The organism is Cohnella sp. LGH, from assembly GCF_017671885.1.
Lineage (GTDB): Bacteria > Bacillota > Bacilli > Paenibacillales > Paenibacillaceae > Cohnella > Cohnella phaseoli.
Map to the genome: position 1 here is coordinate 7,363,159 of NZ_CP072117.1, position 13,777 is coordinate 7,376,935.

Annotated in this window: 9 protein-coding genes; 2 read left to right on the forward strand and 7 right to left on the reverse strand. The window is 58.2% G+C overall.

Annotated features, from left to right (window positions below):
- Positions 1-59 precede the first annotated feature (59 nt).
- Both J4772_RS30405 and J4772_RS30410 read right to left on the reverse strand, forming a co-directional pair.
- Positions 60-935: a carbohydrate ABC transporter permease gene (locus J4772_RS30405; protein WP_209072764.1), complete on the reverse strand. Its 876-nt coding sequence runs from the start codon at positions 933-935 to the stop codon at positions 60-62.
- Positions 936-963: 28 nt separating this feature from the next.
- Entirely contained in the window at positions 964-1,953 is a 990-nt protein-coding gene (locus J4772_RS30410; protein ID WP_246017024.1) for an ABC transporter permease, read from the reverse strand.
- A gap of 280 nt (positions 1,954-2,233) precedes the next feature.
- On the opposite strand from J4772_RS30410, the gene J4772_RS30415 reads away from it, so the two are divergent.
- Positions 2,234-3,853 (forward strand): response regulator transcription factor, encoded by a 1,620-nt coding sequence (locus tag J4772_RS30415; RefSeq protein ID WP_209072765.1) that lies wholly within the window; start codon positions 2,234-2,236, stop codon positions 3,851-3,853.
- Entirely contained in the window at positions 3,850-5,655 is a 1,806-nt protein-coding gene (locus tag J4772_RS30420; protein WP_209072766.1) for a cache domain-containing sensor histidine kinase, read from the forward strand. The genes J4772_RS30415 and J4772_RS30420 overlap by 4 nt, the downstream gene beginning before the upstream one ends.
- 139 nt (positions 5,656-5,794) lie before the next feature.
- Here the strand turns inward: J4772_RS30420 and J4772_RS30425 are convergent, their stop codons facing one another.
- The 5 genes from J4772_RS30425 to J4772_RS30445 all read right to left on the reverse strand — a co-directional run bounded on the left by J4772_RS30425 (position 5,795) and on the right by J4772_RS30445 (position 13,772).
- A complete protein-coding gene (locus J4772_RS30425; RefSeq protein ID WP_209072767.1) occupies positions 5,795-6,217 on the reverse strand; it encodes a PaaI family thioesterase in 423 nt (140 codons plus the stop codon).
- Positions 6,218-6,237: 20 nt separating this feature from the next.
- Complete coding sequence (locus J4772_RS30430; RefSeq protein ID WP_209072768.1) at positions 6,238-7,917, reverse strand: long-chain-fatty-acid--CoA ligase; 1,680 nt, start codon at positions 7,915-7,917, stop codon at positions 6,238-6,240.
- Positions 7,918-7,947: 30 nt separating this feature from the next.
- The gene (locus tag J4772_RS30435) at positions 7,948-9,732 is read right to left on the reverse strand and encodes an acyl-CoA dehydrogenase family protein (RefSeq protein WP_209072769.1); all 1,785 of its coding nucleotides are present in this window, start codon (positions 9,730-9,732) and stop codon (positions 7,948-7,950) included.
- 174 nt (positions 9,733-9,906) lie between these two features.
- Positions 9,907-11,091, reverse strand: coding sequence for an acetyl-CoA C-acetyltransferase (locus tag J4772_RS30440; RefSeq protein WP_209072770.1), 1,185 nt, complete (start codon positions 11,089-11,091; stop codon positions 9,907-9,909).
- 281 nt (positions 11,092-11,372) lie between these two features.
- On the reverse strand, positions 11,373-13,772 hold the full coding sequence (locus J4772_RS30445; protein WP_209072771.1) for a 3-hydroxyacyl-CoA dehydrogenase/enoyl-CoA hydratase family protein: 2,400 nt from the start codon (positions 13,770-13,772) through the stop codon (positions 11,373-11,375).
- Positions 13,773-13,777: the final 5 nt, after the last annotated feature.

Genomic DNA, 13,777 nt, shown 5'->3' on the forward strand with positions numbered 1-13,777 from the left:
ATGAATGGCCTCCCTTTGTTATGACCCTATTGTTTTATTTTAAGGCTTTGCCTCAAAATCTAGCCTTTGACCGATCCGAGCGTCATCCCGGTCACGAAGTAACGCTGCAGAAACGGATACACGAGCAAGATCGGCACGATCGAGGAGATGACGGTCGCCGCGCGAAACCCTTCGGGCGCCATGCTCAGCCTGACCGAGTCGGGCTGCTCCTGCAGCAGCTCCTCCGTGTTGGCGATCGTTTCGAACAGGAACAGCTGAAGCGGCTTCAGGTCGATCGAGCTGATATAGATCAGCGGGTGAAAGTAATTGTTCCAATAGCCGACCGCGTAGAAAATGCCCAGAGTCGCGACGACCGGCAGCGAAATCGGCAGCACAATCGAGCGCAAAATGCGAAAATTCGTCGCCCCGTCGATTTTGGCGGATTCTTCGACGCTTTCCGGTATGCCTTCGAAAAACGTTTTGCAGACGAACAGGTTAAACGGCACGACGAGCAGCGGCACGATCATCGCCCAGACCGTATCCAGCAATCCCAGACCCTTCATCAGGATGTAGCCCGGAATGATGCCGCCGTAGAAAAGCATGCTGAACACGTACAGCAGCAGAATGGGCTTGCGTCCCTTGAAATCGGGTTTGGAGAGCGGATAAGCGGCCAATATCGTAAGGGTCAGACTGAGCGCCGTGCCGATGACCGTCACGAGCAAGGTCACCTGCAGCGCTTCGAAAAATCGGGTATGCGCGAACACGAAGCGAAACGCCTCGAGATGCATACCGATCGGGTAAAACGTCACCTTGTTGCCCATGACGGACGCCTGATTGCTGAGCGACTTCGCGAGCACATGCAGGAAGGGCAGCAGGCAGATCAAACCGATAACGACGATCAGCGCGTTGTTGACGACGTCGAACCATCGGTCCGACCGGTTGCGAATGTTGTTCATGGATGGACCTCCTTCCTCTGTCCCCGGCTTACCAGATGCTTTTCCCCAAATAACGTTTGCTCAGCTGATTGCTGGAATACACTAGGATAAACGCGACGACCGATTCGAATAAGCCGAGCGCCGTCGACAGGCTGAAATCCATTTTGCCGAGACCGATCCGATAGACGAACGTCTGAATGATGTCCGCGACGTCGTAAACCGCGGGATTGTACATGACGAGCACCTGCTCGAAGCCGGCGTTCAGAATTTGTCCCAGCCTGAGCACCAGGACGAGCATAATGACCGGAACGATGCCGGGAATCGTAATATGCCAAATTCTTTTGAACCGACCCGCCCCGTCCACGACTGCCGCTTCGTGCTGCTGCGGATCGATCGCCGTCATCGCGGCCAGGAACAGAATGGTGTTCCAGCCGGTCTCCTTCCAGCCTTCCGTGAACACGAGCAGCGAACGGAACCAGGAGGAATCCGAGAAGAAGCTGATGCTTTGACCGCCCAAGGCTTCGATCAGCTTGTTGATCATGCCGTAGGAGCCGAACAAGGAATAGAACAGGCCGAAAATGATGACCCACGACAGGAAATGCGGCAAATACACGATTGTCTGTACCCAGCGCTTCATCCACCGGATTCTCAGCTCATTCAGCGAGATCGCTACGAGAATCGGGATCGGGAACAGAAACACTAGCTTATACAGACTGATAATCAGCGTATTGCCGATCACCTTCAGGAACGCTTCGTCTTCGAAAATACGGTTAAAATGCTTCATGCCGACCCACGGGCTTTGGACAATCGAGTCGATAATGTTGTCGCCCGCGAATAAATTAAAATCCTTAAAGGCCAGGGACAAACCCAATAGCGGAGTGAATTTGTAAACGATCAGAAACGCCAATCCCGGAATGCACATGAGATAAAGATCGTAGTTCGCGCGAAAATAGCGCCAAAATCGTTTGTCGTTCCGCTTGCCGCGCCGCACCGCCTGCTCGGGCGGCATCCGTTCGATTACGGCTTCGGACTCTTTCATGGTCGTATCATCCTCCCCGGAATCGCGCGCCGCCGTCCGCGGTACGGCCGTGCGCCTTTCCTTTTCGGCGGCCGGAAAGAAGCGGGAGGAATTCGTCGTCCTTCCGCTCCAATCGGGCGAAAAAGGGTTTACACCTTTTTCGGATTCGCCTTACAATGGGGTTGCGTAGTTTCCCCTTGATCAAATTGTAACCGTTGCCCCGATTCGGATTATAGGGGAGCGGATTACGATTTTACGGCGTTACTGTATAGTTTTCGACATCGATTCGGGGGGACGTTTGATGTATAAGCTCTACATCGTGGATGATGAAAGCTCTGTGCGCGCCGGTCTGAGGGACTGCGTCGATTGGCCCTCCTTCGGACTCCAGGTCGCCGGGGAAGCGGAGGACGGGGAACTGGCTTTGCGGGAGATCCGGGAGGATCGGGACATCCGCATCGTATTGACGGACGTCAGGATGCCGCATATGGACGGAATTGAAATGGCCGAACGGCTTGCCGCAGAAGGCCACCCTGCCAAGCTCGTATTCGTAAGCGGATACGGGGATTTGGACTATTTAAAAAAGGCGATCCGACTGGAAGCCGTCGATTATCTATTAAAACCGGTGCGTCTGGGCGAGCTGACAGAACTCCTGCACCGTCTCGTCGACAAGCTGAACGAGGAAGAAGAGGCGCGGAAGCGACTGAACGGCCTGCAAATCAAGCTGAACCAGAGCATTCCGCTGCTGAGGGAACGGTATTTGGCCGCCCTTGTCCTGGACGGAGCCAGAGACTTGGAGGGACTAAGGAGCAAATTTGATTTTCTCGGCATTCGCCTTCCCGTCTCTCCGATTCGACTGGGCGTGTTCGCCGTCCGGATCGACGATTACGGCAAAGTGTTCGGAGCGCTGCCGGAGCAAGAGCGGCAATTGCAAGCGTTCGCCCTGCTAAACGTGATCGAGGAGGTATTGAACGAGCGCTATTCGGGACACGCCTTCGAAGTACGGACGGGGGAATACGCCGGAATCGTGCAGTTTGCCTCCGACGACGACGAGGACGGTTTTTTCGCCTTGATTCAACTGGTCAAGGAACAAATCAACCGACTGCTAAAGCTTGAGGTGACGATCGGGGTAGGGCCGGCGGCGGAACGATGGGAAGAGCTGCCGAAAGCTTACGGCCAGGCCGCCCATGCATCGGAGTATAAGTGGTATGTTGGCAAAAACCAGATTATTTCGATGGACGGGCTGATCGGCCCTCCCGCCATCCCCGCTTCCGAGGAAAGCGAGAAGTCCGAACCGAAGGAGATCGCCGCCTTGTTGAAGGGGCCGGATCAGGAAGCCGTTCGGTTGGCTGCGGAGAGAGCATTGGAAGGCGGCGAAGGAACGGACGCCATCTTGCGGACCCGAATTGCCGGCGCGCAGCTTCTGGCCGCATGCGTCGAGCTCCGGCAGGAAATGAACCTGCCCGCCGAGCGTCTCGAGGAGAGCGAGCTGCGGTTCTGGCAAGCGATCGCTTCGGCGGAGACAATCGTCGAGCTTCGCGAGGAAGCCGTTCGTCATTTGAGCCTGACTCATGCGGAGATCTCAGACAAGCGCGAGAAAAAAACGCACAACGTCGTCGAACAAATCCGTCGTTTCATCGAAGAGCATTACGCGGAAGACCTGACGAACGCCCGAATCGCCGCTTCCGTATATTTGACGACGACTTACGTCTGCCTGCTGTTCAAGCAAGAGACGGGAATGACGCTGAACGAATACGTCATCGAGACGCGAATCGCCGCGGCCAAGGCGCTGCTGACCGATCCGGCCAATAAGCTGTACGACGTCTGCTACGCGGTCGGGTACAAGGATCCGGGCTATTTCGGCAAGCTGTTCAAGAAGCAAACCGGGTATACGCCCGGGGAATTCCGGGAGCGGGGCTTATGAACGGTTGGAGATGGCTGAAGGGGTATCTGAGGGCGTACTCCGGGGCAAGCATTACGAAAAAAGCGATCGCAATCTACGTCGCCGCCGTCCTGATTCCCGGTTGCCTCCTGTTCTTTCTCTACTATCGACAGACATCCGGTATCATCGAACGGGAGATGAGCGATTCGATGCTGCAGACGCTGAATCAAGCCGAGTACAACATCTCGAACGGCTTAGCCAATGTCGCGAGCGTCTCTGATAACGTGATCGCCAATCAGGTCATCGTTGAGTATCTGAGCAGTTCCGCCAAACCCGCATACGAACAGTTCCAGCAGTTCCAGGAGCTCGAAAAGCTGGTTGCCAGCCTGGAACGGAGCCGCGGCATTCATCGGATTCGCCTGTTCGTCGATCCGAAGCTGACCTATTCGCGGGAGGGCATTCATTTTTTTCCGCTGCCTCTCCTGGATAGCGGCTCCTCCTGGTATCGGAGCATGGTTGATCGCAACGGGGCCAATTATTGGCGCGGGACCTATCGCCAGCCTTATCTGGGAGAGTCCGATGCCGACGTCCTATCCGCTGTGCGCATGCTTCACGATCCGCTTCATTACGAGACGGTCATGGGGGTGCTGTCGGTCGACGTCAAAGCGGACTTAATAGGGGATATCTTAAATCGGGTTTCCCTGTCTCCTTCTCAGGAGGTGTTCGTCGTGAACGACGATCGCCTGCTCGTCTCCCATCCCGATACCAGCCGGCTCGGTCAGCCCTCCGATCTGAGCGTGACCCAGATGGAATGGCTTTCGCAATCTGCCGAGGGCCGCTTTCGGGACGACCAGGGGGCTTCTTCCTTCCTGTTCCGCCGGATTCCGAACACGGATTGGACGATCGTCGCCAAGCTGCCGACTTCGGAGCTTTCCGGCAAGAGCGTCGTGTTGACGAAGATTTCCGCGGTGCTGCTGCTGGGGATCGGTTCCGTCGTCTTCATCTTCTTTCTGGTGCTGGCTTTCGCGGCGGCTGCCGAAAGCCTGAACAAGCGGATTAGAGATATGATCCGCAATCTCAAGGTCGCCGGATCCGCCCATTTCGACGGCAGCTTGCCAAAGCCTAAAGGGGATCTGCGCCAGCTCGAAGGCGCGATTTCGCGCATGGTCCAGACCGTACACGATCTGACCGCGGAATCCTACCGCTCCAAGCTGCACGAGCGGGACGCCCAATTAAAGGCGCTTCAGGCGCAGGTGGATCCGCATTTCCTGTACAATACGCTAGACAGCATGAACTGGATGGCCATACGCCGAGGGGCCGGAGAGATCAGCGACCTGATCGAGGCGCTCTCGACCTACTTCCGGCTGAGCCTGAGCAAAGGCCGCGACGTGGTCACGCTCGCCGAAGAGCTTCAATTAATTCGCTCCTATATGCACATTCACAACACCCGCGACGAGGGCGGCATCGAGATGATCTGCAATGTCGAGGAAGCGCTGCTAACCTGCCGTCTTCCGAAGCTGACGCTGCAGCCGATCGTCGAGAACGCGGTTCTGCACGGCATCCATCGGAAACGGCCGAAGCGGGGGACGATCGCGATCTCCGTCCGGAGGGAAGGAACTTGGCTGACGATCGATATCCGGGATGACGGGGTCGGCATGCCGCCGGAACGACTGGAGCAGCTTCTTGAGCCTCCCGGTTCGGACAAAGCAGGCGAAAGCTACGGCATTTATAACGTGCATGAGCGCCTCCGTTTATTTTCCCACGATAACGGAGCGGGAGTAACAATCGCCTCGGAGCCTGGAAGGGGAACTACCGTTACGCTAAAAATCAGGCTGGATGCCTGATGGTTCGCGCCCGGATCGGGGAGAGGTTAGGAGCTTTGCGGAGCTCCGATCTTCTCCCCCGTTCCGGGCAATCGAGTCGGGCTGCCGACTCGCCGCGTCTGGAGGCCGGTGCCCGATTCGTTGGCTCTCCTTGGCTCCGTTACTCCAGCACGCGAAAAGTTCCATTCCCGAACGCCAGCAGCTCTCCGTCCGCCGTTCGCACTCGCGCCTGGGTCGTGACCGTTATACGGGACATGTGCGCGATCTCCGCCTCGACGAAAATTCGACCCTCCCTGACGGGAGCGACGTAGTTCATGTTCAGATGAGTCGTCACCACGGCAGCTTCCGGGCGCGCAAGCATCGCCGCCAGACCCATTGCGGAATCGATCATCGTCGCGTGAACTCCGCCGTGCAGAATGCCGATCAGATTAAGATGCCTTGGCTCGATGTCGAGCGACACGACTGTCCGCCGTTCATCCACCCTTTCGAACGAGCAGCCCACCCAGCCCCAGAACGTCGATTCCGCCTTTGCCTTCCACTGCTCCAACTGCGGAGGAAGCTCGTTTTCCTCGCTTGATGCCATCCGTTCTTCCCTCCTTTACGCTACTGCCCGCCCGAGCTGTCGTCTTCCTCCTCAATCAGCTTGCGCCGCAGCACCTTGCCCGACATCGTTTTGGGAAGCGTATCGCGGAATTCGATCTGTTTGGGTACCTTGTACGCCGCCAGCTTCTCCCTGCACCATCGCTCCAACGCCTCTTTATCCCGAGCCGCTCCTGAACGCAGCACGATAAATGCCTTCACCGTTTCTCCGCGATAAGGATCGGGCACACCCGCGACGCTGGCCTCCTCGATGTCCGGATGCTCGTAGAGCACCTCTTCAACCTCTCTCGGGTAGACGTTATAGCCCCCCGCGATAATGACGTCCTTGCGCCGGTCGACGATATAGCAATAGCCCTCTTCATCGATTTTGCCCAGATCGCCGGTCAGCAGCCAGCCGTCGCGAAGCACCTTCGCGGTCTCGTCGGGCCGGTTCCAATACCCCTGCATGACTTGAGGTCCGCGAATCGCCAGCTCGCCGATCTGTCCGATCGGCACGTCCTCGAACGTGTCCGGATCGACGAAGCGAGCCTCGGTATCCGGGAAAGGGATGCCGATCGAGCCGTTTTTACGCCGCTCCCAAATGTTGTTGGCATGCGTTACCGGGGAAGCCTCGGTCAGTCCGTAGCCCTCGATCAGCTTGCCTCCGGTCAGTTCCTCGAAGCGCTCCTGCACGTACAGGGGCAGCGGCGCGGCGCCGCTGATGCAGAAATTGATCGAAGAGAAATCGTACTTCCGCACCTCGGGATGATTAATGATCGCAATGTACATCGTCGGCGCACCCGGAAATTGCGTCGGCTTTTTCTTATGAATCGTCTTCAACACCTGATCGACCTCGAAGCGCGGCAGCAGCACCAGCGTATTCGCCGCATAGACGCCCAGATTAAGCAGTACAGTCAGACCGAACACGTGGAAAAAAGGCAGCGCGGCCAGCATCCGTTCCTTGCCGTTGTCTGTCCGGTAGCACCACAGCCGAGTCTGAATCGTATTGGCAACGAGGTTGTAGTGTGTGAGCATAACTCCCTTGGCCAGCCCTGTCGTTCCTCCCGTATACTGCACAAGCGCCAGCTCCCGCTCGGCGTCGACCTCGGCCAGGACGGGAACGGCGGGATGACGCCCAAGCAGCTCGCCTAATGACAGCACCTGTTCGTCGTAGACAACTTTTACCGCTGTCCCGTCCTTTTTCTGCTTCAGACCGTACAGCACGTTTTTCGGGAACGGCAAGTAATCCCGGATCGAAGTGACGATGATCCGTTCCAGCGGCCTCTTAGCTGTCGCTTGCCGCACGCGGTTTAATAGCAGATCAAGCGTAACGATGATGCGAGAGCCGGAGTCTGCAAGCTGATGCTCCAACTCGCGGGGCACGTAGAGAGGATTGGTCATCACGACGACCCCGCCCGTCATCAGAATGCCGAAGTAGGCGATGACCGCCTGCGGACAGTTCGGCAGCATGACGGCTACTCGATCGCCCTTGCGAACGCCCAGATCGAGCAAGGCGTTCGCGAAGCAGCGAGATTGCGACAACAGCGCGTCGTACGTTATTTTTTTTCCCAGAAACTCCAGGGCGATCGTATTCGGGTACTCTGCGGCGGCTTCTTCCAGAAAACAGGCTAAATTATGCTTCGGATAATCGTACGAGTGCGGGACTTCGGCAGGATATTCCTTTAACCAGGGTTGTTGGGTCACAACCGGCACCTCGCTCTCACTTTAGTGAGTTCACACGACGTACTTTTCCGCTTCGATGACCTTGCCTGCGATCCGTCGCTTTAAGCCGATCGTATCGACCGCCGTCCTCCGGCCCAGCTTCTTCAGAATGGACAGCTGCGTCCGCAACATATCGCCCGACTCCATCGACGCCAGCGCCTCTTTGGCCCTCTCTTCGACTTTTCCGAACTCCTCGTGGACGAAGACGGTCGTCATATCGACGGCGCTGCCCGCTTTCGCTTCTCCGCTGCGGTCAAGGAGTTTGCGTGTGCGCAGCAGCGCACTCTCCATCGCGAATACCGAGATCAGCATGTCGGCCAGATGGCTGAGCACCTCCTGCTCCCGATCCAGCTTCGTTTGATACTTCTGGACTGCCTGCGCGCCGACCATCAAAAACACCTTTTTCGCCATCGCTAGCAAATGCGTCTCCTGTTCCAGCACTTCTGCAAACTCCCGACTCGGCATCGGTTCCATCAGCTCGGCCTGCAGCGCCATCGCCTTCTGCATCAGTGGCAGCTCGCCTTTTAACGCGCGTTTGATCAAGGCTCCGGGAATAAGCAATCGATTAATCTCGTTCGTCCCTTCGAAAATACGGTTGATGCGCGAATCCCGATAAATCCGTTCGATGCGATACTCCTGAATGTAGCCGTAGCCCCCGTGGATTTGCACGCCCTCGTCGGCCACGAAATCGAGCGCCTCCGAACCGAACACCTTATTGATCGAGCATTCGAGCTGGTATTCCGCAATCGCCTTGGCCGCCTGCAGGCCGACGTTGTCCGCGCCGTGATCGACCTCGGCCAGCCCTTCGTCGAACAAACCGGCGGTGCGGTACACCATGCTTTCCAACGCATAGGCGCGGATGTTCATCTCCGCCAGCTTCTTGCCGATAAGCGGAAACGAGGAGATTGAGCGGCCGAATTGCACGCGCTCGTTGGCGTACTTGGCGGACAGCCCGATCGCTTCCTTAACGGTGCCGAGCGCGCCCGCAGCCAGCTTAAACCGTCCGATGTTCAAAATGTTGAAGGCGATCAGGTGGCCTTTGCCGGCTTCCCACAACAGATTTTCGGCCGGCACTTTGACATCTTCAAGAATAAGCGGACAGGTGGACGAGCCCTTGATGCCCATTTTCTTCTCCTCCGGCCCAATGCTGACGCCCGGCATCGTCCTCTCGACGATAAACGTACTGAAGTCGGTTCCATTCACCTTCGCATACACGATGAAAATATCCGCGAAGCCCGCGTTCGTAATAAACTGCTTCGTCCCGTTCAGCACGTAAAACTGGCCGTCCTCCGTCGGGGTCGCCGTCGTCTTCGCGCCTTGCGCGTCCGAGCCTGAAGACGGCTCCGTTAAGCAGTATGCGGCCAGCTTATCGCCCGAGGCCAGCTCCGGCAAATACCTGCGCTTCTGCTCCTCGGTGCCAAAGTAGACGATCGGCAGCGTACCGATGCCGACATGCGCACCGGCGGACAGCGCGAAGGAGCCGGCCTTGGCGAACCGCTCGCCGATTAGCGTCGTGCTGACCTTATCCAGCCCGAGCCCGCCATAGGCTTCAGGTACATCCGCGCCGAGCAGGCCGGTCTCGCCCGCTTGTCGCAGCTTCGCCACGGTCAGCTCGTAGTTCAGCTTCTCGATCGCCTCGTCATGGGGCGCGATCTCGGCCGCGACGAAATCCTCCGTCGTCTGCGCGATCATCCGATGCTCCTCGGTAAAATCCTCCGGCGTCACAATGCGGTCCGCACCGATGTCCTCGATGATGAAGCTACCTCCGAGGACTTTGCCGCTTACCGTTTCTCCCATCGTTTTCCTCTCCTTTGAGATGCTCAGAAAATGCGAGTCCGCCCGGCTTTCCAGGGTAGGTTGCCGAGGCCCGAGGCACTTTTTTGGCCTTCGTGGGGGCCGGACCGCGGCTCCGAGGCACTTTTTTGGCCTCCAGAAATTCGAGGCGAATCAAGCTTCTCAGCCTTTCACCGCTTATTCCGCATGAACCTCGAACACGCCCGCCGCCCCCATGCCGCCGCCAATGCACATCGACACGACGCCGTAGCCGCCTCCTCTGCGACGAAGCTCATGGAGCAGCGTCGCAGTCAGCTTTGTGCCCGTGCAACCGAGCGGATGCCCAAGCGCAATCGCACCGCCGTTGACGTTCACCTTCTCCTCGTCGATGCCCAGCTTGCGGATAATGTGCAGACATTGGGAGGCGAACGCTTCGTTGATTTCAAACAGCTTGACGTCGTCCAGCGTGATGCCCGCCATCTCCAGCGCTTTCGGAATCGCCTTGACCGGGCCGACGCCCATAATGTCGGGGTCAACTCCCGCCAGCGCGAACGAGCGGAAGGTGGCAAGCGGCTTAAGCCCCAGCGTGTTTGCCCGCTCCCGGCTCATCACGACAGCCGCCGCCGCTCCATCGCTCATCTGCGAAGCGTTGCCCGCCGTCACTGTACCGCCGAGCTTAAACGACGGCTTCAGCTTCCCAAGCGTCTCCACATTCGTATCGGCGCGAACCCCTTCGTCCGTATCGAATGTCAGTCTCTCCGTCCGCAGCCTCCCCTTGTCGTCCACGCTTTTTCGCTCAACCGTCACCGGCACGACCTCTTCCTTGAACCTGCCTTCCGCGACTGCCTTCGCCGCCTTCGCATGCGATCTCGCCGAGAACGCGTCCTGATCCTCCCTCGATACGCCGAACCGCGCGGCGACATTCTCCGCCGTATGTCCCATGCCTATATAAACCTGTGGCATCTCCTCGACGATGCGCGGATTCGGAGATACTTTGAACCCGGTCATCGGCACATGGCTCATGCTCTCTACCCCTCCGGCGATAATTGTGTCGGCATGACCAAGCATTATCCGTTCCGCGGCGAACGCGATCGATTGCAGCCCGGAGGAGCAGAAACGGTTGATCGTCAGCGCGGGAACCTCGCTCGGAAAACCCGCGTACAGCGACATGATCCGCGCAAAGTTCAGCCCCTGCTCGCCCTCCGGCATCGCGCAACCGATAATGATGTCCTCCACGTCTTCCTTACGCAAGCCGGGCGTCCGTTCGACGACCGCCTCCAGCACCGTTTTGCCAAGATCGTCCGCACGCGTCTGCGCCAGACTCCCCTTCTTCGCCTTGCCCACCGCAGTACGCGCAACGGTTACGATAACGGCCTCTCTCATCCCCTTATTCACTCCCCTGCAAAAAAGTCAGTTGTATTGCGGATTACCGCACATGGTCACGAATGCAGACTCTTTCACCGCCCGCTTCCCCAACGTTGTCAAGTTAAGGAGCCCCTGCACGGCGGACTTATCTACTGTTTCGCGGGGCGCACTTGCCCCCATAAGTCCCTCTGGCGGACTTATCCACTATTTCGCGGGGCGCACTTGCCCCCATAAGTCCCTGTGGTCGTTCTTAGTTTGCTTAACCTGACAACATTGCCTGCGGCCCCTCCCTCGCCATGTCAATTGCGCAGCGCCTTACCCTTGGTCAGCATGTGCTGCATCCGCTGCTGCGTTTTTGGCTCGCCGCACAAACTGAGGAACGCTTCCCGCTCCAGGTCGAGCAAATACTGCTCGGTCACGAGCGTCCCCGCCGGAACGTCGCCTCCGGCCAGCACATGCGCCAGCTTCCTGGCAATCTTTAAATCGTGAATGCTGATATAGCCGCTCTCCCTCATCCCAAGCGCGCCGAGCTGCAGCACCGCCTTGCCCTCCGCTCCGGCGACGCGAATCCGCTCCTCGCGGATGGGCTCGTAGCCCGCCTCAACCATCCTTAACACGGCTCGTTTGGCCTCGTAGATGAGATGATCCTGATTCGCCAGCACGCGATCCGTCTCCCGCAAGTAGCCGAGACGCTTCGCATCGTGTCCGCTCGAAGACACTTTGGCCATACCAATCGTCTCGAATGCGCGATTCAGATAAGGCTGCAAATCCGCCTCGGGAAGCCCGGCACGCTGGCTGGCGCGCAGCGCAAACTCCTTGCAGCCGCCGCCTCCCGGAATTAGGCCGACGCCAACCTCTACAAGTCCGTAATACGTCTCGGCGGAGGCGATGACCTGATCCGCGGGCAAGCAAGCCTCCACGCCGCCTCCCAGCGTCATTCGGTGCGGGGCGGCCACGACCGGCTTTTCCAGCCTTTTGACGGTGTACATTGCGTTCTGAAATAGACGGATGATGCCGTCCACTTCATCCCATTCCTCATCCTGCGCCTCCATGAGCAGCAGCATCAGATTGGCTCCGACGCAGAAATTGCGGCCCTGGTTGGCGATGACCAGCCCCTCGTAATTGCGCCGCACCTCTTCAACGCTCTGTGTAATCATGCTTAGAATGTCGCCGCCGATCGCGTTGTTCGGGGAATGGAACTCCAGGCACGCCACACCGTCTCCCAAATCGATCAGACTGGCTCCGCCGTTGCCTCGAATCGTGCGGCCTCGCTCCTTCAGGCTGCGCAGCGACACGACCTCCGGCCGCTCCTCCGCCTGCTTGTATTTCCCGGCATGGACGTAGAACAGCGAACCGTTCTCCTTGCGGTAAAACGTTTCGTTCCCCTGCGAAATCCACTCCTTGACCCACTGCGGAACCGCCGCCCCTTCCCGTTCCATCCGCTCCGCCGAACGGGCGAGGCCAATCGCGTCCCAGGTCTCGAACGGGCCAAGCTCCCAATTAAAGCCCCACTTCATCGCATTGTCGATCTCTTCGATCGTGTCCGCGATTTCGCCGACCTTCTCCGCGGAATAGACGAGCACTTGCTTGAGCAGGCTCCACGCCAGCTCGGAATAGCGGTCGCCTCCGGCCAGCAGCGCTTTAACCTTCTCTCTTGCGCCCTTGGCCAGCTTGGCGGCTTCCAGCGAACCGGAAGTTACTTTCCTCTGCGGAGAATAGGTCATCTCGGTCAGATCAAGCGAGGCGATTTCGCTTTTGCCGGACGGTCCTTTCGACTTGCGGTAGAAGCCTTGACCGGATTTCTCGCCGAGCCAGCCTTTCTCGACCAGGCTCTTTAATGCCAGCGAAGCGCTGAACGCCGCTCTTTCCGCTTCATCCGCAACGTTGTCGTACACGTTATCCGCCACATGCACGAACGTGTCGATGCCGACGAGATCCAGCGTGCGAAACGTCGCGCTTTTTGGACGGCCTATGGCGGGACCTGTCACCGCGTCGATCTCCTCTACCGTAAACCCGCCCGCCTCCATTTCCCGAAGCGTCGCCAGCAGCCCGTAGGTTCCGATACGGTTAGCCACGAAGTTCGGCGTATCCTTGGTAAGTACGACGCCTTTACCCAGCGTTTGCTCGCAGAAAGCCTTCATTCGAGAGACTAGCTCCGGGCTCGTATCCCGACCCGGTACGATTTCCAACAGCTTCATATAGCGAGGCGGGTTAAAAAAGTGCGTGCCCATAAAATGCTGACGGAACGCCTCCCCGCAATGCGCCGACATCGCGTCGATCGAGATTCCGGACGTATTTGACGAAACGATCGTGCCGGACTTCCAATAGCGCTCGACTCGGGACAGCAGTTCCCTTTTCACCTGCAAATTTTCCACGACGACTTCGATCACCCAATCGACCTCGCCGATCAACGCCAGATGATCGTCCAGATTGCCCGGCGTAATGCGATCCGCGAGTGCTTCGTCGTAGAGAGGGGCCGGATTCGTCTTCTTCAGCTTGGCGATAGCGGCCGCAGCCAGCCGGTTTCGCACAGTGGGATGGTCCAGGGTCAGCCCTTTGGCGGCCTCCTCCGCAGTGAGCTGCGCAGGCGTTACGTCCAACAGCAGGCACGGGATGCCGACGTTGGCCAGGTGGGCGGCGATGCCGGAGCCCATAATGCCTGAGCCGATGACGACGGCTTTGCGAATCGTTTTGTTCATCTCGT